The sequence below is a fragment of the Bacillus yapensis genome (assembly GCF_005280205.1).
Taxonomy (GTDB): domain Bacteria; phylum Bacillota; class Bacilli; order Bacillales; family Cytobacillaceae; genus Robertmurraya; species Robertmurraya yapensis.
This window is the reverse complement of sequence record NZ_SUND01000007.1, coordinates 123,546-148,999: the sequence shown is the minus strand read 5'-3', so window position 1 is coordinate 148,999 and position 25,454 is coordinate 123,546. Positions and strand designations below refer to the sequence as shown.

Below are 25,454 nucleotides of genomic sequence, written 5' to 3'. Positions count from 1 at the left end.
CGTTTCCTTGACAGTTGGATTCGTTTTTTTTATTATAAAAACAAATCAACAAATTGTTTTTATGTTTGTGAGAGGTGATGTTTCAATGCCAAAGTTTACGGATGCAGAAAAGGAAAGCATTAAGCAAGATATGATAATTGCTGCACATCAGTGCTTTATTGCAAAAGGATTAAAAAATACATCGATTGAAGAAATAACCTCTTCAGTCTCGATTGCTAAAAGTAGTTTCTATGTCTTCTTCGAGTCAAAGGAAAAGCTTTACTTAGAATTATTAGTTTTAGAAGGAGAAGAAATAGAAAGAAGAATTTGGCCAATGGTGGAACAAGCAAAGGATTTGCATGAAGCAATAAAAGTCTACCTTCAGGAAATGTCTGCTGCGTTGGAATCCAATGTCTTAACACAAAGACTGATTACCAATCTTGAAGAATATAACCTGGTGTCTCGGAAGATAGGTCCAGAGTTTTCGGCAACGAAGACGTTGAGAAGTATTGTTCCATTAATGGAATTTATCGAGAAAAATCAAAAGCATTTAATAGATGAAGATGTTGAAGTCATTGCTGGTGTGATTCGAGCTTCTTTAGCGATGATGATTCATAAAAAGGATATAGGTGAGGAGATTTATCCACGAGTTCAAGACATTCTATTTAATGGAGTCGCGAACGAACTGACAAAAAACGATTAGGAAGTGATGAAATGAGCAATACGAAAAATGAAGTTTTAGAAATTGCAGCAAAAAACGGATTAATTTTAAAAGAAGAGTCTTTGGTATTTAATGAATCTGGTTTAGATTTTCGAGCTGTTTTCGCAAGTGATGAACAGGAAAATGAATGGGTGCTCCGCATTCCTAGACGTGAAGATGTTATGCCAAGAACGAAGGATGAGAAGAAAGCTTTAGACTTGGTGAATGAGAATATCACTGTTTTTCAAGCACCAAATTGGTCGATCTATACAAACGAATTGATTGCTTATAAGAAGTTAAATGGGGTACCAGCAGGAACGATTGATCACGAGATCCAGAATTATGTGTGGGAGCTCGATCTGAACAATGTGCCAGATAACTTTTACAAGACACTTGGAAAAGCGCTGGCAGTTTTGCACAATGTTCCACAGGAAAAAGCACTTGCAGCTGGATTGACGGTTCATACTGCTGAAGAGGCAAGAAGGTCCATGAAGGAACGTATGGATGCTGTAAAAGAAAAAGTGGGTGTTGGTGATGAATTGTGGAATCGCTGGCAGACATGGCTTAAAAATGATCAAATATGGCCGAAAGAAACAGGTCTCATTCATGGGGATGTACATGCTGGGCATATTCTGATTGATGAAGCCAGAAATGTAACAGGTTTGATCGATTGGACCGAAGCAAAAGTAACCGATGTGGCTACTGATTTTGTAGTGCTTTATAAGACTTTTGGAGAAGGTGGGCTCGATTTACTCATTGAAGCTTATAAAGAAGCTGGTGGAAATGCTTGGCCAAAAATGAAAGAACATATTATTGAAGTAGAAGCAGCGTATCCAGTGGGGATTGCAGAATTTGCGATGATTTCTGGTAGTGATGAGTATATGCAAATGGCTATGCAAGCATTGCAGGTGAAAGATTGAGAACTTTTGAGAGAGTTGATTATCTTAAATAATAGGCTCCCATTGAATTTGGGAGCCTATTTAAATTAGGAAACTAGCTTTAATCCCACGACAGCACATAGAACCAAGGCAATAAAAAACAATCTTCTCCAGTCCTTCGATTCACCATAAAAAATCATCCCAATCAGTGTACCACCGACAACACCAATTCCTGTCCAAATGGCATAAGCTGTGCCCATAGGTAAAAATCTCAGTGAGTAACCAAGTAACAAGAGGCTAGCACCAAATCCAATCACTAATAGAACGATGGTTTGCCAGTTTCGTTTTACTTGCAATTGATTGATCATCGCAACTCCAAATGCTTCGAGTAATCCTGCCAAAATTAAAGATAACCACGCCATTAGATTTTCGCTCCTTCCTCAGACTTGTTGGTTGTGACCAATTTCAAGCCGACAACACCAAGTAATAATAGAAGAATTAAAAAGATTTTTTCCCATTTAAAAGCTTCTCCAAAGAAAAGAATTTCCGAAATAACCGTACCTGCCGTGCCTAAACCAACAAAAAAGGCGTAAACGGTTCCTGCAGGTAGAACTTGCCCGACTGTGATCATAAAATAGTTGCTGATAATAAGGGCAATAATGGTTCCAGTCCATGTCCATACGTCATGTGAGTGGGCTAATCCAATCACCCAGAACACTTCCAAAATAGATGCGAAAATTAGCTTTATCCAGTTTCGATTCATCGAAAACACCTCCAAAAAATAAAAAAGCCCTGAGAGAATACTGGTAATCCAGCTTCTCCCGGGCTTTTATCCCTCCGTGACACAGCTTGATGCTGTGAGTTTTCTCTCGGACCAGACCAAAGATGAGTCTTTGCGGAACCCTAGAAAACATTTAAGGTATCAAATTGCTTCTATTATATAAGAATTTTTTCTATTGGGATACTAAAAATACTCATTTTTCCTCTGCCACTTTTTTCTCCTGAAATTCAGCTTTGATTTCTTCAAGGGTACTAGGTTCTGTTACAAGCCTTAATGCAGTCAGTGCAAGTGCTTTTGCTCCAGTAATTAAAGCTTGGTCCCCTCTAGAAGAAGCAGCTGCTTCTCTAAATGGAACTGTATGTGGAATAAGGTCGCTTGTACCAATTTTGATATAAGGGTGGATGGTTGGTACAACTTGGCTGATATTTCCTGCATCCGTTGAGCCGATTCCTTTTCGGTCTTCCAATACGTTTTCTCCTAATTCTGAGACCACTTCTTTAAAAATCGCATCATATCTTTTATTAAGAAGGAGATTATCCACTTCGTTTTGGAAAGCGATGATGTTTAGTTTAGCACCTGTTGCCAATGCTGCACCTTTTGCGACCGCTTTTACCTTTTGTGTAACTTCGTTCAAGCCTGCTCTCGTTGCAGCGCGAATGAAAAATCTCGCTTTTGCATATTCAGGGATAATGTTTGGTGCATCCCCACCATGGGTAATGATTCCGTGGATGCGGACATCATCTGTTAGTTGCTGTCTAAGAGCATTAATTCCATTAAATAATTGAATGACCGCATCTAACGCGTTGATGCCTTCGTGTGGAGAAGCTGCGGCATGTGCTGGCTTTCCGATATATTCAAAATCAAGAGGGTCAACAGCTAGTGATGGACTAGTCAATCTTGTTTCGCTGTTTGGATGCACCATGAGGGCAGCATCGATTCCTTCTACTAAACCATGTTTGACAAAGCTTCCTTTTGCACTGCCGTTTGGTCCACCTTCTTCTGCAGGAGTACCAAACACAACTGCCTCACCGCCAGTTTCATCTAGGACTTTGCTTAATGCGATTGCAGCTGCCACACTAGTTGTTCCAATGATGTTATGTCCGCAAGCATGGCCAATACCAGGAAGAGCGTCGTATTCTGCTAAAAAAGCAATCGATGGGCCCGGCTTATCCGATCTTTTACGAGCGACAAAGGAAGTTTCATGTCCTGCTACTGCTTTTTCTAATGCAAAGCCTTCTTTTTCAAGGAGTTCTGTTAGAAGGGAAGAAGCAAAGAACTCTTCATTACCGATTTCAGGATTTTCGTGGATTTTATGACTAGTTTCTAAATATAACTCTTTGTTATCTTCAACGTTGGCGATAATCGTTTCTTTTAATGATGCTGTCATTGGTTTCTCCTCCATTTATAGAGAGGTCTTTGCTCTAGGAGCAAAAACCTCTAAAATTCATTACCAACCGATATTTTCTAATGGAACAAATGTCGGAATTAAATTACCATCATATTCTTTCTCGATAAATTCAGCCGTATCTTCCTCTTGGTAAAGCTCTGTGATACGCTTAAGCGTTTTGTTATCCTTGTCTTCTGCTCTTGTAGCGATGATATTGATGTATGGAGTTGCTGTTTCGCCTTCATAGTAAATAGCATCTTTTAGAGGTGTAAGCCCCGCATCTTGTGCAATTCCGTTGTTGATTAGAGAAGCAGCAACATCTGGCAATACTCTTGGTGTTTGTGCTGGTACGACTTCAACAAACTCAAAGTTATGCGGATTATCTGTCACTTGTTTCACATTGCCATTTGGATCGAAGTCTTCTGGTAAACCGATTAGCCCTGCTTCTTGAAGAAGTAATAGAGCGCGTCCTTGGTTAGATGCATCATTCGGGAGGGCAATTTTTGAACCATCAGGAATGTCTTTTACATCTTTGTACTTGTCAGAGTAAATACCCATTGGTGCTAAAACGGTTGTGGCAATTGGCACTAAGTCAAGATTATGTTCTTTAATAAACACGTCAAAGTAGGCAACCGTTTGGAATGCATTTACATCTAATTCGCCTTCTGCCAGTGCAGTGTTTGGAGCGACGTAATCAGAGAATTTGACCAGTTCAATTTCAATGCCTTCTTTTTCAGCTTTTTCAGAGATAAAATCCCAGATGCGTGTATCTGTACCGCTAATTCCTAATTTCACTTTTGTTGTGTCTTTACCTGCTGCGTCAGATGAGCATCCGACTGCAAATGCTGCTAATGCAAAAATAATGATGGATAATAATAGCTTTTTCATGTTGTTTTCCTCCTAATTATCTTCTTCTAATTTTTTTTGCTAATATATTGCCTAATGATTGTAGACCTTGCACGATGACAATCAGAATAGCTACGGTAATGAACATCGTAATCGTATCGAAACGTTGGTAGCCATAAGTGATGGCCAAATCACCAATTCCGCCGCCACCAACTGCCCCTGCCATCGCTGATGCTCCAACAAGACCGATTGTTGCTATCGTAAGTGCAAGGACAAGGGAGCTAAGAGCTTCTGGTAAAAGGAACTTTGAAATAACTTGCCATGGTGTTGCACCCATTGCTTCGGCTGCTTCAAGTACACCAGGATCGACCTCTAGTAGAGAGTTTTCTACTAATCTTGCAATATAAGGACCTGCATAAAAGACAAGTGGGACAACTGCTGCTGCCGTTCCAATAGATGAACCAACGATGAATCTCGTGACCGGAATCATCGCCACCAATAAAATGATGAACGGGACAGAACGGAAGATATTGATAATACCGTTTAGTACATTGAAAATTACTACATTCTCAAGTAAGTGTCCCTTTCTTGTCACAACCAGCAAAATTCCTAATGGAATGCCAAGGATGGCTGAGAATAAGAGTGAGAAGGAGACCATTTGGATGGTTTCGATTATGGCTTCAATTATTTGCTCGGAGTTAACTAGCATGTGCGATCACTTCCTTTATGCTGATATTCTTCTCGTTGACATATGCCAGTACTTTTTTGATTTCTTCATCTGTTCCTTGGAACTCAACAATGAGATTTCCAAAAGGGGTACCCTGTAGCTCTGTAATATTGCCAAACAGTACATTGATATCGATATCAAATTTCTTTGCTAATTCTGAGAGCAAAGGCTGACCAGCAGAGTTGCCGACAAAATTAATTCGGAAAATCTTTTGCTTGCCTTTATGTTTCTGAATCAATTCGTTGATGGAGTCAGGAAGCTGGTCATTCATGACCGTGCTAACAAAGTTTTTGGCTGTTTGTGTTTTTGGAGAAGAAAAGACATCAAATACGGAGCCTTCTTCGATAATCTCTCCACCTTCGATAACCGCTACTTTGTCGCAGATTTCTCGAATCACGGACATTTCGTGCGTGATGATTAAAATCGTGATGTTGTATTCTTTATTGATTTTTTTCAATAGCTGTAAAATTGAACTTGTCGTCTGTGGGTCTAATGCAGAGGTTGCCTCATCACAAAGTAGGATAGAGGGTTGAGTCGCTAGGGCTCTGGCGATTCCAATTCGCTGCTTTTGTCCACCAGATAGTTGGTCTGGATAATTGTCTGCTTTATCTTCTAATCCAACAAACTCAAGTAACTCGAGAACACGCTTTTTGATTTGTTCCTTAGGAAGTTTTGCTAATGTGAGCGGCATTGCCACATTCGCAAAGACTGTTTTTGAGTTTAGTAGATTAAAATGCTGGAAAACCATTCCGATGTTTTTCTTAATCTCACGTACTTCCTTTACCGAAAGGGAAGTAAGTTCGTGCCCATCGACAATGACTTTTCCCGATGTTGGCCGTTCGAGTAAGTTCACGCAGCGAATCAAAGAACTTTTACCAGCGCCGCTGAAGCCGATAACACCAAATATTTCTCCCTTATTGATTTTTAAGTCTATTCCATTGAGTGCGTGAACCTGTTGTCCACCACTCTCGTACACTTTCTTCAAATTCTGAAATTCTATCATGGTTTTCATCTCCTAATTTCAGGCAAATAAAAAGCCCTCTTCTTTGAAAGAAAGAAGAGGGCATGTAATTGCAACCATAAAAGGACTCTCTTCTTATCTTTCAAGCTTTTTTAGCTTGCTGGATTTGGCACAGTCTCCAAAGGATTCCGCTGCCGAGGTGTCATAGGGCCAGTCCCTCAACCTCTCTTGATAAGAAAGTTTTGCGTATTCGGTTTTTAACTTGGTTCTAAATTTATCTCATATCCTGATGTAAGTCAAACACTTTTTTCGAAAAAAATATCTTTTAAGAATAATTAAATTCAAATGAATACTATGGAAAATCCTTATCTTTTCAAGCTTTTTTCACGAAAATCTAGTGTGAATAATTATTATCTTTTAATAAAATGGACCTATTTTTACGATTGATATAAATGGTATATTATTCCTGTGGAACCAATACGGAAAAATGGGGGAATTGCGAGTTCTTATAAATGGGGGAGAGTACATGAAATCAAAAATAGAAAGAAGACTTTCCTACCTTTATACTGGAGAGTTCATGGCCATTTTTGTTTTTATCATTGTAAGTTTCCTATTAAATAGGGCCTATCCTAATTTAAGATTGTATTCCCTTTATTCTTTTTGGTTTTCATTTTTTCTACTAGAGTTTCTACTAACTCAGGGAACCATGTATTGGTATTTATAATGGAAACGGCTAAAAAACGAGAATAATTCTGTTACTCCACGCAGGCTCGTTCAGTACTTAAGAATAATGAAAAAATGGAATATTGAATTGATAATTATTACACCAATGGTTTTTGTTCTTGATTTTCTACTATGGGCTACGTCACTTCCTATAGTAGGGTTATCCATGACATGTTTTATTTATGTTTTTTCAGTACTTGAGTACATAAACTATTATCATATTCAACTTTCATATGATAATTTTTCCGATATTGAATATTTCATAAAGACAAGAAGACTCAAACAAGCATGTATCCGAAAAGATTTTGAGCGGTTGAAAGGGGAAGTGCATAAATGAGCCATATTCTATTTGATGCGTTAGCTTCAGGGAGCCTTAGTTGGGTTTTAAGGGAAAAGGGGTTGGATAAAAAGGAAAGAGTTATTTCTTTTTGGGATACATTTTCTATTGGGCAGATCTATGAGTTACATGAGAAAAAGGGGAGAGAATCCAGATTTGATTGGATGAAAAAATGTCTTTCAGATGAAAATGGTGAATTATACGAGTTTGAACAACAATTTACAAAAACTATACAGCAAATAAATACGCTCCCTGATGGCGCGCATATCACAATATGGACTTCTGAGAACGCACATGAACAAACCGGATTGCGGTTTGTTGTGTATCTACTAAAAGATAAAAATATTGATATCACCATGGTCAATACGGCACAAGCATATGAAGACCTTTTTCAGGTGAAAAAAGTGAAATATACACCATTGAATACAGGAGAGATTCTCCCTGAAAAGCTTCAATCAATTTTTGAACAAGGGCATGGAAAATATTTAACAGACCATGATCGAGAAGCTCTGGAGAAAGAATGGTTAACTTTGTCGGCTAATCAAGAAACATTAAGGATTTGGCGTAATGGGAGAATACATAGTGTTCCTGATGATTATTATGACGAATTTATCATAAGCAAGGCCAAAAAATTACATAGTAAACAAAAGACAAAGGACTTTATGAAATCTGCAAGATTAATTGGAGAGGTGCTCGGCTATTTAGACCAATATGTGGGAGATGTATTCCTAGAATATCGTTTAAGGAAGCTAATTGAAAAGGGCGTTTTCGTAAAGGAAGGTAGTTTAGAAGCAATGAGATACTACAGCATAAAACTAGTTTAGAAAAGGTGAGTCATGACTTATACGATAATTTTATTCATACTTGCAGGAGTCGCAGAAATTGGTGGTGGATATCTAGTATGGCTATGGTTGCGTGAAGGGAAACCATATTGGTATGGAATTATTGGGGGACTTATTTTAGTTCTGTACGGAATCATACCAACTCTGCAAAAATTCCCTTCATTCGGGAGAGTGTATGCTGCTTATGGCGGAGTTTTCATTATTCTTTCAGTTTTGTGGGGCTGGGGAATTGATAAGAAAACACCCGATACATACGATTGGGTAGGGGCGGTTATCTGTCTAATTGGCGTTTCAATTATGCTTTGGGCTCCACGTCAGTAGATGACTGGGGGATAAAACAACCTACTTATCTATTTTTCACTAAAGGAAGGGGAGAAATATGATTAAAGCAGTTGCGTTTGACTTAGATGGTACTTTGCTAGACCGTGACGTTTCCGTACGAAAGTTCATCGTTAAACAGTATGAACGATTGCATACGTTTGTTGGGCATATCACAAAAGAAAAATATGTTTCAAGATTCATAGAGTTAGATTGTCGTGGCTATACGCGGAAAGATAAAGTGTATCAACAAATGATTGAGGAGTTTGAAATTAAGGGTTTACCATGGGAAGAACTGCTTGAAGATTATTTAATTCATTTTAAAAATCATTGTGAACCATTCCCGAATCTAATTGAAACACTGGAAAAGTTAAAAAATAAATCTCTTAAACTCGGAATAATCACAAACGGGAGAGGTCAATTTCAACTTGATAATATTAAGGCGTTGGGGATTGAGAAATATTTTGAGACAATTTTAATATCCGAATGGGAAGGGATGAAAAAGCCTGAACCTGAAATATTCGAACGCTTGCTGGAAAAACTAAATCTCGCCGCTAATGAATGTGTGTTTGTTGGCGATCACCCTGATAACGATGTGAAAGGTGCGCAAAGCATTGGAATGATTGGAATATGGAAGAAAGATCAGAAATGGAACAATGTGAGTGCGGATTATATCATTGATGATTTAGGTGAGATACCTGGCACTATTGAAAAAATAAACCGATAAACGAAGCAGGCAAAGTAGCCTGCTTCATTCATTTCCAATACCTGAGCGAGCGGTCGCTCAAATTCACATGTCCATAACCATTTTTTCCTTAACAGTGACCTGAATGATTGCCTCTTCACTAGGATTCTTGAGGAAGAATGAACAGATAAAGCAAACCAAAGTGGCTATCCCGATCGTGGCAAAAAAAGCAGAAGGACTTACAAAGCTAAATACTGTAAGAAAGATAGTTCCACCAATGTTACCGTACGCACCAACCATCCCTGAAATCTGGCCAGTCATATTTTTCTTCACTGATGGTACCATCGCAAAAACCGCCCCGCATCCAGCATTGACAAAAGCAGCACAAGATATCGTGACAGCAACAGCTAACCAAACCGGCCAACTTGAATTAATTTGGGACATGGCAAGGAATCCAACAGCTACTCCAGCTAAAACCCATATTAATATTTTCTTTCGTCCAAATTTGTCGCTAAGCCAACCACCTCCTGGACGGAAGACGAAGTTGAAAATGGCAAAGCTACTGCCAATAAGTCCAGCTTCTTTTAATCCGAGCTGAAAGGTTTCACCGAAGAACTGGGGAAGCATGGAGATAACAGCGAGCTCTGAACCGAATGTCACAAAATAAGCAAAATCGAGAATGGCTACTTGTTTAAAAGAGTACTTTTCAGCTTCTGGAATTGGTTTGCGCAAATGCTCTTTATTTACATTCCAAATGACAGAGATTTGATAGAGATAGAGACAAGTAAGAACTAAGTAAATGAGGATTCCGATCCATTGGCTGTAAAAATGCAATTCTGCATACATTCGCCAATTCAAGAATCCTAAAATGGCATACATCGGAAACGTCATGACCATTTGCCAAATTAAATCTTGATAGCTCGATACGATCATTGCGCCACTCTTTTTTGGACGATTGTAGGAAACACCAGCAGGAGTGTCCTCGACGAGTAGGTAATAAAGAAAACCGTACACTAGTGAAATCAGACCTGTTAATCCGATGGCATAGCGCCAGCCATCTTCTCCTCCGAAAAAAAGAGCAAGAGTAGGGAGTGCAACCGCTGCAGCAGCTGAACCAAAATTACCCCATCCTCCATAGATTCCTTCCGCTGTTCCTACTTGTTTTGGAGGATACCATTCTGAAACGATTCGAATCCCAACAACAAATCCGGTTCCGATTAACGCCAAGAACAATCTTGAGATCAATAGCTGCCAATATTCGGTCGACAAGGCGAAGGTGAAACATGGAAAGCTCATTGTAATAAGGAGAATGGAATAGATTTTTTTCGCCCCGAACTTATCCACTAGCATCCCGATCACGACGCGTCCCGGAATCGCTAATGCAAGATTGGCCACGAGTAAAGTCGCTAATTGTTCTTTTGACAGTTGGAACGCCTCAACCAAGGTACTGTTAAAGGGCGCCATATTAAACCAAACCATGAATGTAATGAAAAAGGCTAGCGTCGTGAAAAGTAAGATTCTCGTATTTCCCTGATAAATATCTTTCTCCATGTGCGTTCCTCCCTCAAAAAATATCTCAATGCGATAAATTTATGTCCTTTATTACTTTAAAGTAATTTATAAATATGTCATCTTGTCTGTAAGGTTTTCTAACGTACTTTTTAATAAATGGCAAAATAAAAAACGGGTCTGGCCCTTTAATCTTCTTTAAAGAACCCGATCCGTTTTATTTCTTCTAAGTGTATTTCAGATAACGTTCTTAGTACTTCTAAGCCTTTATCTGTAACTTCAATGAGAACACTTCTGCCATCTTCAGGATTTGGTCTACGAGTCACAAGGTTAAGCTGCTCACAGCGATCAATCAAACCAACACATGCGTGATGAGTAATTTGTAGACGTTCCGCTAACTCACTAGGGGTGACATAATCCCGTCCAGGATATCCTTTTACGGACAAGAGTAGCTGATGCTGCTTGGGTGTCAGTCCTTGGCTCCTAGCGGCGGATTCGCTAAATCGAAGGAATTTGCGAATCCGGTATCTGAAATCTGCTAAAAATTCATAAACATCCTTTGATAAAGGTGGTTCCACAACGTTGTCCCCCAATCACTTTTCTATGTTGTTTTCGTTTTGATTGTGTTTTTCGTAAATGTCTAAAAGCCGACATTTACACTTCCTAGATGTTTAGTGCTTCAAATTATTTTTGCACGGCACTTTTCGCTACCAGTTACTGGTGTTGAGAGGGAGTTTGGCTAGTTATTTAATCAATTTTATCAAAAACAACAATCTTTGCGAAAAGAGCCTTTTTCTACGTTCATTTTACCATAATTATAGTAAGAAAACTTTAAATTTTATAAAAACTATGTCAGGTTATCTAACACGATAATAGATTTCTGAATTTACATTCTTTTATAATGAGGACCAAACAAGGAGGCTGAGCCAATGGACAAAAGAAAACTTGTATTAGTCGGAAATGGCATGGCAGGTGTGAACTGTATTGAGCATATTTTGAAGCTCAAAGAGCAATCATATGAAATTACGATCTTTGGAACAGAGCCTCATCCTAATTACAATCGTATTCAGTTGTCATATGTTCTTGGAGGGAGTTCAAAGTTTGAGGATATCGTCCTAAACGATTGGGATTGGTACGAGAAAAACAACATCCATTTGTACACAGGACATACGGTTACGAAGATCAACCATGAAAATCGTGTCGTTCATACCAATAAAGGAGTTGTTGAAAGCTATGATGAGCTTATTCTAGCAACCGGTTCGAATCCTTTTATTCTACCAATTCCAGGTGCTCATTTATCGAATGTTATATCGTATCGAGATATAAAAGATTGCGAAAAAATGATCGAAGCATCCAAAACGTATAAAAAAGCGGCTGTCATTGGAGGAGGGCTACTAGGACTTGAAGCAGCCCGTGGTCTTTTGAATTTATCAATGGATGTCACAGTCATTCACGTGATGGATACATTGATGGAGCGACAGTTGGATCCGACTGCAAGTAAGCTTTTACAAGCGGAACTAGAAGCACAAGGCATGAAGTTTCGCATGAATGCTGCGACAGAGGAACTGATTGGTGAGGACAGAGTAGAAGGCCTTCGATTCAAGGATGGAAGTGTATTAGACGCAGACCTCGTTGTGATGGCAGTTGGGATTCGTCCGAATGTTGAGTTGGCAAAAGAGCACGGCATTGAAGTAAATCGGGGTATCGTCGTGAACGATTATTTAGAGACATCTGTGCCGAATATTTATGCAGTCGGTGAGTGTGCTGAGCATCGTGGCATTGTCTATGGCTTAGTGGCTCCGCTTTATGAACAAGGTCAAGTTCTTGCAAAACGATTGGCGAATGTAGAGACAAAGCCATATGAAGGCTCTGTTTTATCGACAAAATTGAAGGTGTCTGGGGTAGATGTATTTTCGGCAGGGGAATTCATCGATCAGCCTGACACGAAAGCGTACCGTTTTCAGGATGATTTTCAAGGGGTTTATAAAAAGGTGCTTGTGAAGGATGAAACAATTATCGGTGCCGTTCTATTTGGTGAAATTGATGAAGGTGTCCGTTTATTTCAAATGATTCGGAACGGAGCTCATGAAAAAGAGCTGAAGACCATTTTTAGCAGAACGAATACAGAAAAAGAATCAGGTGCCCCACAAGTGATTTCGATGGCGGATGAGGAACTCATTTGTGGATGTAACGGAGTGTCCAAAGGAACGATTGTCCAGGCAATTAATGAATTAGGGTTAGACTCAGTTGAATCGATCAAAGGCTGTACAGGAGCGACCCGTTCTTGTGGGGGCTGTAAACCATTAGTGCAGGATTTATTGCAATGTACTCTGGGAGACAAGTTTCAGAAGGTGGAGAAGGAGCCGATTTGTTCTTGCACAACATTGAGTCGTGACGAGGTTGTCGAAGCGATTCGTGCGATGAAGCTTACATCGACGAAAGAAGTCATGAATGTATTGGAATGGAATCAGGAAAATGGCTGTTCCAAATGCCGTCCAGCACTTAACTATTATTTGGGCATGGCTTGGCCGAAGGAGTACGAGGACGAGCGGACATCTCGCTTTGTTAATGAACGATTACATGCCAATATCCAAAAGGATGGAACTTACTCGGTTGTACCAAGAATTTATGGTGGGGTGACGAGTCCAGAGCAAATGCGGAAAATTGCAGATGTCGCCGACAAATATGAAATTCCAATGGTAAAAATTACAGGTGGTCAACGCATCGACCTACTCGGGGTGAAAAAAGAGGATCTGCCAAATGTGTGGGCTGATTTAGATATGCCGTCTGGCTATGCATACGCGAAAGCACTACGTACCGTTAAAACATGCGTCGGTGAAAACTTCTGCCGATTCGGAACTCAGGACTCGATCCAAATGGGGATTGATATGGAGAAGCGGTTTGAACGCCTATGGACTCCACATAAAGTGAAAATGGCTGTATCTGCTTGCCCACGAAATTGTGCCGAATCAGGCATTAAAGATATCGGTGTCGTTGGAGTTGATGGCGGTTGGGAGCTCTATGTAGGTGGAAATGGAGGGGTTCATTTACGTGGAGGCGATTTATTTATCAAGGTGAAAACGAGAGAAGAAGTTCTGGAATGGTCAGCGGCTTTCGTCCAGTACTATCGTGAAACGGCGAAATATTTAGAGCGAACTTCTCATTGGGTGGAACGCGTTGGGTTAGAGCATATCCAAGAAGTGCTTAAGGACGAAGGGACACGTGCTGAGTTGATTAAACGCATGGATGAAGCATTGGAATCAAGCAAGGATCCATGGAAGGAAGCGATTGAAGAACGAAGTGTAAGGCAGATGTTTGAAAAGGTAACCGTCTCATAAAAAAAGGAGGAAATTCTATGAGAGTTTCTACACTCATAAAGATTGGAACGATCGATGAATTTCAAGTCAATGTTGGGAAGCTAGTCGAAATCGAAGATCATGCTATTGCCGTTTTCCGTCTTGCTGAGCGACAGTTCAACGCCGTTGAAAATCGATGTCCTCATAAGGGTGGTCCTTTGGCTGTAGGAATTGTCTCGGGTGACTTTGTTTTTTGCCCACTCCATGATTGGAAAATCGATTTGAAGGATGGAAATGTCCAAGCGCCTGACCATGGTTGTGTAAGGAAGTACGATGTGACGATTGAAGGAGAGGAAGTATTCATCACACTATAAGAAGGAGCGAGAAGGATGTCTGACTTTTTAAAGGGATTTCGAGAACGGGAATATCCACGGCAAAGGGAATACCATTATGAGACACAATGCCCTTTTTGTAGTATGCAATGCAAAATCAATCTGGACGAAGATCGAACAGGTCAAAAACCGCGATACAAAGCGACGCCTTTAAAAAGTGATCCAGTATCGGAAGGAAGACTCTGTCCAAAGGGCATTTACTCTTATTCCCATGCGTTCAGTGCCGCTCGTTTACGCACCCCTTTATTAAAAGTGGGCGAGACGTTTACTCCTGTATCGTGGGAGGAGGCGTTTGACTGGGTCAAGGAGAAAATCACTTCCCTGCAAAAAAACTATGGCAAAAACGCCATGAGTGTTTATGGCAGTGGCGCTTTGACAAATGAAAAAGCCTATCTTCTTGGCAAATTTGCTCGCGTTGCGATAGAAACGAAATACATTGATTACAATGGTCGTTTCTGTATGTCTTCAGCGGCAAGTGCAGCTAATCAAGCGTTTGGTGTCGATCGTGGAATGACGAATCCTTTGAGTGAAATCCCTGAAGCGGAGTGCATCATTTTAGCAGGGACGAATATTGCTGAATGTCAGCCAACGATGATGCCCTATTTCCGTAGGGCAAAAGCAAATGGGTGTAAAATCATTGTGATTGATCCGAGAGAGACGTTGACGTCGAAAATTGCGGATATTCATTTAAAAATAAAGCCTGGGATGGACGCGGCCCTTGTGAACGGAATGCTCAAAGTGATTGTGGATGAGGACTACGTGAATCATACTTTTTTACAAGAATCGGTGAATGGTGGAGGGGAATTGCTTGCCTTTGCTCGCACGATTGATTTAAACAATATCGTGAGCATCACCGGAGTGGAGAAGGAATTGCTTGTGGAAGCAGCCAGACTGTATGGAAGAGCGAAAACCGGGTTTGTTTTTACGGCAAGAGGGGTTGAACAACATGCCAAAGGTGTTAAAAATGTCCGCAATTATATTAATCTCGTTCTTTTAACAGGGAAGATTGGGAAGAGCGGCTGTGGATTTGGAACGATTACCGGACAGGGCAATGGTCAAGGAGGACGAGAGCACGGACAAAAAGCAGACCAGTTAGCAGGTTATCGATCGATTGAAAATCCAGAGCATCGAGCACATATCGCGAAGGTCTGGGGAATTGAAGAAGCTTCCTTACCTAGAAAAGGGGTTTCTGCCTATGAGATGTTTGAAAAAATAAATGAACAAGAGATTCGAGGTTTGCTCGTTCTTGGGTCAAATCCGGCTGTATCGAATCCGAATGCAAGATTTGTTAAAGAAGCGCTCAAAAAACTAGATTTCTTGATTGTGATTGATCCTTTGTTGTCAGAAACAGCTTCGTTAGCAGATTTGATTTTACCAGGATCGACATATTTGGAGGATGAAGGAACAATGACCAATCTGGAAGGAAGAGTAATTTTACGAAGAGCAGTCAAAAAACTTCCTGGTGAAGCCAAATTAGATTGGAAAATTCTTTGTGAAATAGCGTCTGTTCTGGGAAAGGAACCATATTTTTCGTTTAAAACTGCTGAAGAAATTTTTGAAGAACTACGGTTAGCAAGTAGTGGAGGGATTGCAGACTACATGGGCATTTCCTATGAACGAATAGAAAAAGAAAAAGGTGTTTTTTGGCCGTGTCCGAGTGATGAGCATCGAGGGACCCCACGGTTGTTTGGAAAAGGAATTTTTTATCATGAGGATGGGAAGGCGAAAGTTATGTCGGTTCCCCATCATTTTCCTGAGGAAAGAACGGATGAAGAGTTTCCGTTGACCCTTACGACTGGAAGAATTTTAATGCATTATCAAACCGGGGTGCAGACAAGAACTGCACCTGAATTGAATAAAACCTCAGAGCCCTATGTAGAAATTCATCCAGATACGGCGGCTGACCTTGGTCTGACGGACAAAGGGCTTGCACGCATTGTTTCACGACGGGGGGAAATCGTTCTTCCTGTTAAATTTTCAGCGGGGATACGGGAAGATACCGTGTTCGTCCCATTTCATTGGGAGGGGAATATGAATATCAACCAATTAACCTTACCCGAGCTTGACCCTGAGTCACGGATGCCGGAATTTAAGGCTTGTGCTGTCAGAGTAACCACGCTCGAGATGGGAAGTATGGAAAATCAATTGGAGAAAAGGGAGGTGCTCGTATAATGATAGGCAAAGTGTATTTCGTAGGAGCAGGTCCTGGCGATCCGAAATTAATTACCGTACGGGGAATGGAATTGTTACAGAAGGCAGAAGTCGTTTTATATGATCGGTTAGTCAATCCGAAGCTATTAGACTATGTTTCGCAAGAAGCGCTCCTAATCGATTGTGGCAAGGAAAAAGATAATCATTTGATTCCGCAGGAAAACATCAATCAGCTTTTGCTTCGATTTGCCAAGAATGGAAAACAGGTTGTACGGTTAAAGGGTGGAGACCCAAGTGTTTTTGGCCGTGTCGGGGAAGAAGCTGAAGAGTGTGCGGAGCATGAAATTCCTTTTGAAATTGTTCCTGGAGTCACATCGGGCATTGGAGCATCGATTTATGCGGGGATACCTTTGACTCATCGTGATTATGCTTCCTCTGTGACATTCGTGACAGGACATCGACGCGGAGATCAACATACACAGGAGCTGAATTGGGATCATTTAGCGAAGGGTGTAGATACAGTTGTTTTTTATATGGGCATGCACAATCTTCCCTATATTCAAGAGCAACTTATCACCAATGGAAGAGACGCAAGAACACCCGTAGCGCTCATTCGATATGGGACACTCGACAAGCAAGAAGTGCTGACAGGGGAGTTGTGGAATATAGCTCAAGAGGCAGCGAAGGCTTCCTTCAAAGCTCCTGCTATTATTGTCATTGGAGAAGTAGTCCGACTCCGGGATAAATTGAAATGGTGGCAAGGGGAAGCATCTATATCTACTAAAAAAGTGGAGTTTTTCCTTCATAAGTAACTTTCTGAGCACTGATAAAGTGCTTTTTTTAGTTTCCTAGAAAAGTTAAAATAGTAGTTAAAAAGAGGAGGTAGGGGGATGGCAAAAGGTTTAGCAGGAAAACGTGTTGTCATTGGGGCATCGCGTAAAACGGATGAAATGAGTTTGCTTATTGAAAAGCAAGGTGGAATTCCGATTGTTCGTTCACTTCAAGGGACGGTATTTTTAGCAGAGAAGGAAGTAGAGCCGGATCTTCAAAGGCTTATTCAAGAGGGAACAGATTGGTTTATTTTAACGACAGGGATCGGCACAGAGACTCTTTTGAATCTCGCTGAGAAACTAGGTGTTCAAGAACAATTCAAGATTATTCTCCAACAGGCGAAAATTGCAGCAAGAGGCTACAAAACCTTTGCTGTACTGAAAAGATTGGGACTAGAGCCAGTAGCTGTAGATGACGATGGGACGACGAGAGGCCTAATGAAGGCGTTAGAGACGGTCGACTTTGCTGGTAAAAAAGTGGCCGTTCAGCTTCATGGAGAAAAAGCGCCATTGTTAATCAACTTTCTTAAAGAAAAAGGGGCAGAAGTTTTGATGCTACTTCCCTATCAGCATATTCCTGCAGAAACAGAGACCCTCGCTACATTGTATGGAGAGATTTCTGAGGGCAAGGTAGATGCGGTTTGTTTCACGACTGCGATTCAAGTTCGGTCGCTTTTTGATTATGCAAGGGAAACAAATCGTGTAGAGTCTTTGGTTGATTATTTTCAGTCGAACACGCTTGCTGCAGCGGTCGGAAAAGTAACAGCAGAGGCGCTAAGAGAAGAAGGAATCGAGCGGATTGTAATGCCTGAGAACGAAAGAATGGGTGCGATGGTGATTGAGTTGTCACGATATTATTTGGACAGATGAGATAGCTTTTAGAATCGGATAATCCATGGTTTGACTGGAGGAATTGATTTGAATATCTTAATCGCAATGGATTCGTTAAAAGGGAGTCTTTCGTCTATTGAGGCAAACAATGCGATAGCCGAAGGATTATTAAATGCCAATAACAAATTTTCTGTACAAGCGGTTCCTGTAGCTGATGGTGGAGAAGGAACAGTTGAAGCACTTGTTCATGCGACAGATGGTCATTTTATCGAAAAGATTGTGACTGGTCCTGTAGGAGTACCTGTTCAAGCTAGGTACGGGATCTTAGGTGGAAAAAACACTGCCGTTATCGAGGTTGCCGAAGCTTGTGGCCTTCCTTTGCTTACAAAGGAACAACTGAATCCTTTGATAACCACTACATATGGAGTTGGAGAGCTTATCATGGATGCCATCGATAGAGGGTGTCGTGATTTTATTATTGGTCTGGGCGGAAGTGCAACGAACGACGCAGGAGTCGGAATGCTACAGGCGTTAGGGTATCAATTTTTTGTTCAAAATGGAGATTCGGTTGGATTAGGTGGAGAGTTTTTAAAAGTGATCGTAAAAGTGGATTCTAGCAAGGTTCCATCCAAGGTAAAAGAAGCGAGATTCCGTGTGGCATGTGATGTAAACAACCCTCTCTATGGCCCAAATGGCGCAGCATATATTTACGGCCCCCAAAAGGGTGGAACTCCTGAAATGATCAAAGAGCTAGATGAAGGATTGAAGCGTTTTGCCGATGTTTGTTTGGAACAGATGGGAGTAGATTTGCAGCATATTACAGGTGCGGGAGCAGCAGGTGGACTGGGTGCTGCTTTTGCTGGATTCCTAGGTGGTCAGTTAGAATCTGGCGTCAGTTTGATTCTTGCGGAGAACAAGCTAGAAAAGAAACTAGCCGGTGTCGATTTGGTCATAACAGGAGAAGGGAAACTGGATGGACAAACTTCGATGGGAAAAGCCCCTGCTGGAGTTGCAAAAATGGCCCAAAGTCTTGGAATTCCTGTTATTGCTTTGGCTGGAGATGTATCAGAGGGAAATCCGCAACTTTATGATTCTGGAATTACAGCCTATTTTACAATTGTAGGTGGTCCTGTCAGTTTGGAAAAAGCGATGAAACCAGAAGTCGCTCGCGAGAATTTAAAAAGGATAGCGGAGCAGATTGGTAGAGTATGGGGAATGGCACGAATTATAAAATAAATGGTAAAAGGATCGCCAACTAATTTGGTCGATCCTTTTATGCTCTTAACCGATTATGGATGTAGTTTTTTCTAATTGTTTGATGTTTTCTTTTATATGATTTGCTGAAATATAACCAAATACAGTAGTTGGTCCAAGTGTAGAACCTGGTCCAGGATAGACACGCCCCATTACCGATGCGGAGCAATTTCCAGTGGCATATAGGCCTTCAATTGGGGTATTGTAACGTAATGCCTGGCCGTATTCATTTGCTACGATGCCACCCTTTGTTCCAAGATCCCCAGGGAAGATTTTGCATGCGTAAAAAGGTGGTTTTTCAATGGCCCCCAAATTAGGGTTTGGGTAAGTAGGGTCACCGTAATAATTATCATAGGCTGAGTTTCCACGTCCAAAATCTTCATCATGGCCATTTTTAACAAATGTATTAAAACGTGTAACCGTTTCTTTTAAGCCAGGATAATCAATTTGGCATTTTTCTGCTAGTTCTTCAATGGAATCGGCTTTAATTAAGAAACCGCTTTCAATCGCTTCCTTAGGAGTCCGTTTTGGGAGCATATTTCCGAACAAATATTTATTTCGATTTCGACTTTCCATGATCAGCCAAGAAGGGATTGCTTTGCCGTTCATTTCTTGTCTTTCTAATATGGCATGACCTGCATCTGTGTATGATTGCGATTCATTGAAGTAGCGATCTCCCGTTTGATCAACAATGATACAATGTGGCATTGAGCGTTCATAAACCATAAACTTTCGTGCACCGTTCGCATCTAGAGTTGTTGGGCCCCACCAAGCATCATCCAATAATGCGGTATCAATATTGTGTTTTTGAGCAATCAATAAGAGGTCCCCCGTATTATCTGGGTTTGCAGATGTCCAATCGGTACCAACATTATGATATTTTTTCCGGAGTTCTGGATTTCGCTCAAATCCTCCTCCTGCTAAAATAACCGCTTTGCTTTTAATATGAATGGGTTTACCCTTATGCTCTGCTTTTATACCAAGGATCTTATTATCCTCCATGATTAAATCCGTTAAAGGGGTTGAGAGCTTAATCCTTACTTTATGCTCAATTGCAATTTTTAATAGACGGCCGATAAGTCCAGCTCCAATCGAGATAGCGTGACTACCTTTTAACTTATGCTTGAATCCATTTAGAAACATGCCAACGACAGTGCTAAAGTCTTTCACATTGGTAAAAGCCTTCGGCAAAGATGCAACCTTTCCAGAGTATAAAGGCAGTGGTGCTTTAATTTCTCCTGAGCGAATTAAGTTCTCATACTCACCTAGTAATTTAGCATCAAAGATTTCACCTTCAATAGAGCGGCCTATTTTCCCGCCTGGCTTTTCTGGGTAGTAGTCAGGGTAAAGAATACCGGCAACCCATTTCATTCCTAAGCCTTCTAAAAACTTCACCATTTGATGTCCATTTTTCACATAGGCAACTTTACGTTCATACGTTGAGGCTGGCCCAGTATCTTCAATGACTTCTTGCATATAAGTAAGTGCTTCCTCTTCGCTGTCCTGCAGACCTGCCTTTTTTGAAACATGATTATTTGGTATCCAGAGGCCACCGCCAGAAAGGGCAGAAGAACCACCTAATACTGAACCCTTTTCAACAATGACCGTTTTCAACCCGTGATGAGCAGCTGTAATGGCTGCGACTAGTCCGCCGGCACCACTTCCCACTACTACGACATCGTATTCTTCATCCCAGTTCATATAATCCCTCCTAATAGAAATAACTTATTTACTTTATTTGTTTGAATATTTTGAATAAATAAGTTAACTTTATTATACAAGTGTGTAATATCTTTGTCATTATTTAATCTCAATTTTCTGATGATTTTGTGCGATAATGAAATCATCCACTTGCAGCAAGAGGAGGGTCAAAATGAATAGGAAGGATTTACGTGTAGTTAAAACAAAGCAAAGTCTTCAAAGGGCATTCATAGAATTATTGAAGGACAAGCCACTTGAAAAAATTACCGTGGCGGACCTTTGTCGACAATCAGGAATTACAAGAAAAACTTTTTATCTCCATTATGATAATGTTCCTAAATATTTTGAGGAATTCATTGCGAGGCTCTTGGCCGATCTTGAACAGGCGATGCAAAAATCCTCCAATTATTTAAAGGAGACGAACTATCAATTGGAGCCTAAAATGATTCATCTTTTTGAACATGTTTACAATCACAAGGATTTTTATCAATTTATTTTTAGTAGCAATTCGAATTTTGCTTACTACAAGATGTTTTTTGAACGAATTAAAGCCTTTGTAAAAAGCTCAGTTCAATCGCAGGAACTAATGGATGAGCCGATAGAGTTTATCGATTCATTTCTAGCGAACGCCATATTAGGTGTTATTTTGGAATGGCATAATGAAGGCTTTCAAAAGTCGATAGATGAAATGAATGGCATATTGCTGAAGCTTTTAAAAATTGACGCGTTGAAATAAGGGGGACATCAATATGATACATATTGGAATTGTTGGCTTAGGTGCCATTGGACAACGTTTAATCAAACAATTTATGGAGCATCCTGAAGTTGAAATTGTAGCAGTGTGTGACCAATTTGAGTCACTAGCAAAAGAAACAGCGGCGTCACTTGGAGATGCACGAGCTTACACAGCCTATCCAAGCTTAATTGCAGATGAAAAGGTTGAGCTTGTTTATGTGGCGGTTCCGCCGAAATTTCATCATTCAATCGTAATGGACGTGTTAAGAGCGAAGAAGCATGTCTTATGTGAAAAACCTTTAGCAAATTCTTTGGAAGAGGCGAAGGAAATGCATGAGGCTGCCAAAGAAGCTGGGGTTGTTCACGCGATGAACTTTCCACTTAATTATGGCCCCGCAGCAACGAAATTGACGGATATGATTGGCGAAAATTACATAGGAAAACTAAGAAGATTGCAGTTGACGATGCATTTTCCTCAATGGCCACGAGGCTGGCAGCAAAATGATTGGGTGGGAAAAAGAGAACAGGGGGGATTCGTTCTCGAAGTTGGCGTTCATTTTATCCAACAAACCTTGAAAATATTTGGGGATATCAAGAATATTCAAACGCGATTAGAATTGCCTGCTGATTCGGCAAAAAGTGAGACTGGAATTATTGCGACTGCGGAGCTTGAAGATGGAACTCCGGTTTTAATTGAAGGGTTGAGCCAAGTAGCAGGGGAAGAATATATTGGCTTTACCGCATATGGTTCGGAAGGGACATTATCCCTTGAAAATTGGGGTCATTTAAAAGGTGGAAAAATGGGTGAGGAGCTTAAGCCGATTCTGGCTGAGGATGTAACACCAAACCGATTAATCGATGAGTTGGTGAAGGCAGTTAAAGGAGAAGTCGCGGAACTATACGATTTTGAGGTTGGATATAAGGCGCAAAGAGTGCTTGAAGAATTGAGAAAGATCTAATTGAATATATCTGAAACGGAAAGTAAGTAGAAGGAGTCTAATATAGAGACTCCTTTTTTGCGTGTAAGGAAGAGTCAGTTAGAATTTCAGGAGATGGTCAAATGAAGAAGTTCATATCGATTATCGCATTGTGTTCCAGTTTCTTGTTCTTGATGGTGTCATTTCCTTCAACTTCAAGTGCGTGTTCATGTGCAGAGCAACCAAGTGTGGAGGATGAATTCGAACAATCGAAGGCTGTGTTTAGTGGGAAAGTGATAGAAATAAAAGAAAATCGTAGTATCAATGGAAGTTTGGCAAAATCGGTGCTTTTTGATGTTTCTAAGACATGGAAGGGTGTAAATGAAACCCAAGTTATTATTACAACAGGTGTTAGTGATGGAGATTGCGGAATTGATTTTATAGTAGGAGAAGAATATCTAGTCTACGCGTCCGAATCCACTATGTACGGAGAGAGTGCACTCGTATCCATTATCTGTGATAGAACTGCAGAACTGCAAACGTTACAAGATGATTTGACGATCTTAGGTGGAGGAAAAACTCCAGTCAATAAAGTAGATTTGGCAAATGAGCTTGATAGTAATCAGTTCTATCTTATCGGAGCTATGGTGATTTTGGTGGTTTTGATTGTATTTTTCATTGTTAAAAAGCGAAAAAAAGCATAACTGGGAAAAAGTACCTAAAACAAAGAACCTATTAGAAATTATAGGTTCTTTTTTCATGCTCGGATGGATTCGTTAAGATTTGTTAAAATTCATCCAATTTCTACGCAATAAAGTGAAAAAATATGGGAACAGTAACTTTGTCTAAATAGACAAATAAATTTAAGGATGGTGAATCAAATGGAAAAACCAAAATCTACATATCGCTCATCAAAAAAACGAGCAATAAAGATTTTAGGTAAGAGTATTAGTACTTTTGTACTAACACTTACTCTGTTGTTTTCAATGGCGTCCGTAAGTTTAGCTGTCGGCAAAGGAGCACAGGGACCGGATGTATACGTAATCCAAGGAATGCTGAAATCAGTTGGCAGCTATTCTGGCAAAATCCATGGTAAATATGATGCTCTTACCGTACAGGGAGTAAGATATTTTCAAAAGAAACATGGTTTACCTGTAACAGGATCAGTGGATAGTCGCACATTACAATCCATTGTCTATTCCTATGCAAATCAAAAAGCACCGAGCGGAGGTCCAGGAGCAGGAGGCCCAGGGGCTGGCAAAGCACCTAGTGGAGGTCCAGGAGCAGGTGGAGGCCCAGGAGCTGGCGGAGGAGCAGGAGCAGGTGGAGGCCCAGGAGCTGGCGGAGGAGCAGGAGCTGGTGAAGGTCCAGGAGCAGGAGGCCCAGGGGCTGGCGGAGGCCCAGGAGCTGGTGAAGGTCCAGGAGCAGGAGGCCCAGGGGCTGGCGGAGGTCCAGGAGCCGGTGAAGGTCCAGGAGCTGGTGAAGGTCCAGGAGCTGGTGAAGGTCCAGGAGCAGGCGGAGGAGCAGGAGCTGGCGAAGGTCCAGGAGCCGGTGAAGGTCCAGGAGCAGGCGGAGGAGCAGGAGCTGGTGAAGGTCCAGGAGCCGGTGGCCCAGGGGCTGGCGAAGGCCCAGGGGCTGGTGAAGGTCCAGGAGTCGGACAAGGTGAAGAAGAGGAAGGCGAAGGCCCAGGGGCCGGACCAGGTGAAGAAGAAGAGGAAGGTGAAGGTCCAGGGGCTGGAAAAGGTGAAGAGGAAGAAGAAGAGGGTCCAGGAGTCGGTGAAGAAAAACCGATAAAAGGACCACGTAAAGCACCTTTAAAAGAAGCACCTATTAAAGAGCCAGAAAAAGCACCGGCTGAAGAAGAGCCAGTCAAAGAACCAGAAAAAGCACCAGCAGAAGAAGAGCCAATCAAAGAACCAGAAAAAGCACCAGCTGAAGAAGCACCAATTAAGCAACCAAGCAAAGCGCCTGAACAAGCGCCAATCAAGCAACCAAGTAAGGCACCTGAACAGGCACCAATTAAACAACCAAGTAAAGCACCTGAACAAGCACCAATTAAACAGCCGATCAAAAAACCGGCTGAAGAACAACCAATCAAACAGCCAATCAAACGACCATCCGGAGATTAAGATCCGGATTAATGGATAGATCTAATAGGGTCTATCCATTTTAATGATCTTTTTTACAATTTTTTCTTGCGTTTTCGGTAAAGACCTATTATAATCATTTTTAAATTAAAAATTCTGACAAATACAATGAAGAGAAGAAGTAGGATTATAGTATTTTTCGAAAGAGAGCTTCGGTAGCTGAAAAGAAGCAAAAATACGAATCTGAACAATGGCCTCTGAGTTTCGTGGCTGAACGTGCTACAAGCACTAGTAGGTTCCGACGAGTGTTGGTACTCGTTATCTAAACCACAGTATACAGGGAGAGATTGTCCTACCCTAAGTACTTGTTGAGGCTGTTTGTGTGAGCGAACAGTGAAGTAAGGTGGTACCACGTGATATAAACCACGTCCTTATCCAATTGGATAGAGACGTGGTTTTTTGTATATTTAGCTCTGTTAAAGGTGGGGGTTGAACTTTTTACATTGAAAAATAGGTGAAAAAATTCCGGTTAAATCAAGAAATTAACCTTTTTCCCTATAAATAAGAGGAATTTTTCCGGTTAAGCT

General features: G+C 40.9%; 24 protein-coding genes, 1 pseudogene, 2 riboswitches and 1 other annotated feature. Of the genes and pseudogenes, 16 read left to right on the top strand and 9 right to left on the bottom strand.

Features of this window, described 5'->3' with window-relative positions:
* Positions 1-85 precede the first annotated feature (85 nt).
* Both FAR12_RS10600 and FAR12_RS10595 read left to right on the top strand, forming a co-directional pair.
* Positions 86-682 (top strand): TetR/AcrR family transcriptional regulator, encoded by a 597-nt coding sequence (locus FAR12_RS10600; protein ID WP_126408637.1) that lies wholly within the window; start codon positions 86-88, stop codon positions 680-682.
* Between the two features lie 11 nt (positions 683-693).
* A complete protein-coding gene (locus FAR12_RS10595; protein ID WP_126408636.1) occupies positions 694-1,599 on the top strand; it encodes a macrolide 2'-phosphotransferase in 906 nt (301 codons plus the stop codon).
* 65 nt (positions 1,600-1,664) lie between these two features.
* Here FAR12_RS10595 and FAR12_RS10590 read toward each other — a convergent pair whose 3' ends face one another.
* From FAR12_RS10590 to FAR12_RS10565, 6 genes are all read right to left on the bottom strand, one after another.
* On the bottom strand, positions 1,665-1,979 hold the full coding sequence (locus tag FAR12_RS10590) for a DMT family transporter (RefSeq protein WP_126408635.1): 315 nt from the start codon (positions 1,977-1,979) through the stop codon (positions 1,665-1,667).
* Complete coding sequence (locus FAR12_RS10585) at positions 1,979-2,320, bottom strand: DMT family transporter (RefSeq protein ID WP_126408634.1); 342 nt, start codon at positions 2,318-2,320, stop codon at positions 1,979-1,981. Before FAR12_RS10585 ends, FAR12_RS10590 begins: the two co-directional genes overlap by 1 nt.
* Before the next feature lie 53 nt (positions 2,321-2,373).
* Positions 2,374-2,475: riboswitch (guanidine-I (ykkC/yxkD leader) on the bottom strand.
* A 56-nt stretch (positions 2,476-2,531) separates the two neighbouring features.
* Positions 2,532-3,725 carry a M20 family metallopeptidase gene (locus tag FAR12_RS10580; RefSeq protein ID WP_246010368.1) on the bottom strand — a complete coding sequence of 398 codons (1,194 nt, stop codon included), beginning with the start codon at positions 3,723-3,725 and terminating at the stop codon, positions 2,532-2,534.
* Between the two features lie 60 nt (positions 3,726-3,785).
* A complete protein-coding gene (locus tag FAR12_RS10575; RefSeq protein ID WP_126408632.1) occupies positions 3,786-4,613 on the bottom strand; it encodes a MetQ/NlpA family ABC transporter substrate-binding protein in 828 nt (275 codons plus the stop codon).
* A gap of 16 nt (positions 4,614-4,629) precedes the next feature.
* Positions 4,630-5,280: a methionine ABC transporter permease gene (locus tag FAR12_RS10570; RefSeq protein WP_126408631.1), complete on the bottom strand. Its 651-nt coding sequence runs from the start codon at positions 5,278-5,280 to the stop codon at positions 4,630-4,632.
* Entirely contained in the window at positions 5,270-6,301 is a 1,032-nt protein-coding gene (locus FAR12_RS10565; RefSeq protein ID WP_126408630.1) for a methionine ABC transporter ATP-binding protein, read from the bottom strand. Before FAR12_RS10565 ends, FAR12_RS10570 begins: the two co-directional genes overlap by 11 nt.
* Before the next feature lie 90 nt (positions 6,302-6,391).
* Positions 6,392-6,497: riboswitch (SAM riboswitch) on the bottom strand.
* A 288-nt stretch (positions 6,498-6,785) separates the two neighbouring features.
* Here FAR12_RS10565 and FAR12_RS23805 point away from each other — a divergent pair.
* From FAR12_RS23805 to FAR12_RS10545, 4 genes and pseudogenes are all read left to right on the top strand, one after another.
* A pseudogene (locus tag FAR12_RS23805) lies at positions 6,786-7,319 on the top strand (general stress protein).
* On the top strand, positions 7,316-8,143 hold the full coding sequence (locus FAR12_RS10555) for a DUF1835 domain-containing protein (protein WP_126408629.1): 828 nt from the start codon (positions 7,316-7,318) through the stop codon (positions 8,141-8,143). Before FAR12_RS23805 ends, FAR12_RS10555 begins: the two are co-directional and overlap by 4 nt.
* 12 nt (positions 8,144-8,155) lie before the next feature.
* Positions 8,156-8,482 carry a YnfA family protein gene (locus tag FAR12_RS10550; protein ID WP_126408628.1) on the top strand — a complete coding sequence of 109 codons (327 nt, stop codon included), beginning with the start codon at positions 8,156-8,158 and terminating at the stop codon, positions 8,480-8,482.
* A 58-nt stretch (positions 8,483-8,540) separates the two neighbouring features.
* On the top strand, positions 8,541-9,206 hold the full coding sequence (locus tag FAR12_RS10545; RefSeq protein WP_126408627.1) for an HAD family hydrolase: 666 nt from the start codon (positions 8,541-8,543) through the stop codon (positions 9,204-9,206).
* A gap of 63 nt (positions 9,207-9,269) precedes the next feature.
* On the opposite strand, the gene FAR12_RS10540 is transcribed toward FAR12_RS10545, so the two are convergent.
* Complete coding sequence (locus FAR12_RS10540) at positions 9,270-10,715, bottom strand: nitrate/nitrite transporter (RefSeq protein WP_126408626.1); 1,446 nt, start codon at positions 10,713-10,715, stop codon at positions 9,270-9,272.
* 146 nt (positions 10,716-10,861) lie between these two features.
* A complete protein-coding gene (locus FAR12_RS10535; protein WP_126408625.1) occupies positions 10,862-11,251 on the bottom strand; it encodes a MarR family winged helix-turn-helix transcriptional regulator in 390 nt (129 codons plus the stop codon).
* 351 nt (positions 11,252-11,602) lie between these two features.
* Between FAR12_RS10535 and nirB the strand changes: the two genes are divergently transcribed.
* From nirB to FAR12_RS10505, 6 genes are all read left to right on the top strand, one after another.
* The gene (gene nirB, locus FAR12_RS10530; RefSeq protein ID WP_126408624.1) at positions 11,603-14,011 is read left to right on the top strand and encodes a nitrite reductase large subunit NirB; all 2,409 of its coding nucleotides are present in this window, start codon (positions 11,603-11,605) and stop codon (positions 14,009-14,011) included.
* 17 nt (positions 14,012-14,028) lie between these two features.
* Positions 14,029-14,343 (top strand): nitrite reductase small subunit NirD, encoded by a 315-nt coding sequence (gene nirD / locus FAR12_RS10525; RefSeq protein ID WP_126408623.1) that lies wholly within the window; start codon positions 14,029-14,031, stop codon positions 14,341-14,343.
* 15 nt (positions 14,344-14,358) lie between these two features.
* The gene (nasC, locus tag FAR12_RS10520) at positions 14,359-16,533 is read left to right on the top strand and encodes an assimilatory nitrate reductase catalytic subunit NasC (RefSeq protein ID WP_126408622.1); all 2,175 of its coding nucleotides are present in this window, start codon (positions 14,359-14,361) and stop codon (positions 16,531-16,533) included.
* A complete protein-coding gene (gene cobA / locus FAR12_RS10515) occupies positions 16,533-17,324 on the top strand; it encodes a uroporphyrinogen-III C-methyltransferase (protein ID WP_246010367.1) in 792 nt (263 codons plus the stop codon). The genes nasC and cobA overlap by 1 nt, the downstream gene beginning before the upstream one ends.
* A 78-nt stretch (positions 17,325-17,402) precedes the next feature.
* The gene (locus FAR12_RS10510) at positions 17,403-18,212 is read left to right on the top strand and encodes a uroporphyrinogen-III synthase (protein ID WP_126408621.1); all 810 of its coding nucleotides are present in this window, start codon (positions 17,403-17,405) and stop codon (positions 18,210-18,212) included.
* Between the two features lie 48 nt (positions 18,213-18,260).
* Positions 18,261-19,409, top strand: a complete 1,149-nt coding sequence (locus FAR12_RS10505) for a glycerate kinase family protein (protein WP_126408620.1) — start codon at positions 18,261-18,263, stop codon at positions 19,407-19,409.
* Between the two features lie 45 nt (positions 19,410-19,454).
* On the opposite strand, the gene FAR12_RS10500 is transcribed toward FAR12_RS10505, so the two are convergent.
* Entirely contained in the window at positions 19,455-21,128 is a 1,674-nt protein-coding gene (locus FAR12_RS10500) for an FAD-dependent oxidoreductase (protein ID WP_126408619.1), read from the bottom strand.
* A 172-nt stretch (positions 21,129-21,300) separates the two neighbouring features.
* Between FAR12_RS10500 and FAR12_RS10495 the strand changes: the two genes are divergently transcribed.
* The 4 genes from FAR12_RS10495 (at position 21,301) to FAR12_RS10480 (ending at position 24,909) form a co-directional block, all read left to right on the top strand.
* The gene (locus FAR12_RS10495; protein WP_170972161.1) at positions 21,301-21,864 is read left to right on the top strand and encodes a TetR/AcrR family transcriptional regulator; all 564 of its coding nucleotides are present in this window, start codon (positions 21,301-21,303) and stop codon (positions 21,862-21,864) included.
* A gap of 13 nt (positions 21,865-21,877) precedes the next feature.
* Positions 21,878-22,822: a Gfo/Idh/MocA family protein gene (locus FAR12_RS10490; protein ID WP_126408617.1), complete on the top strand. Its 945-nt coding sequence runs from the start codon at positions 21,878-21,880 to the stop codon at positions 22,820-22,822.
* A gap of 101 nt (positions 22,823-22,923) precedes the next feature.
* Positions 22,924-23,484, top strand: a complete 561-nt coding sequence (locus FAR12_RS10485; protein WP_126408616.1) for a hypothetical protein — start codon at positions 22,924-22,926, stop codon at positions 23,482-23,484.
* A gap of 177 nt (positions 23,485-23,661) precedes the next feature.
* On the top strand, positions 23,662-24,909 hold the full coding sequence (locus tag FAR12_RS10480; RefSeq protein ID WP_126408615.1) for a peptidoglycan-binding domain-containing protein: 1,248 nt from the start codon (positions 23,662-23,664) through the stop codon (positions 24,907-24,909).
* Positions 24,910-25,026: 117 nt separating this feature from the next.
* Positions 25,027-25,303 (top strand) — a binding site (T-box leader).
* Positions 25,304-25,454: the final 151 nt, after the last annotated feature.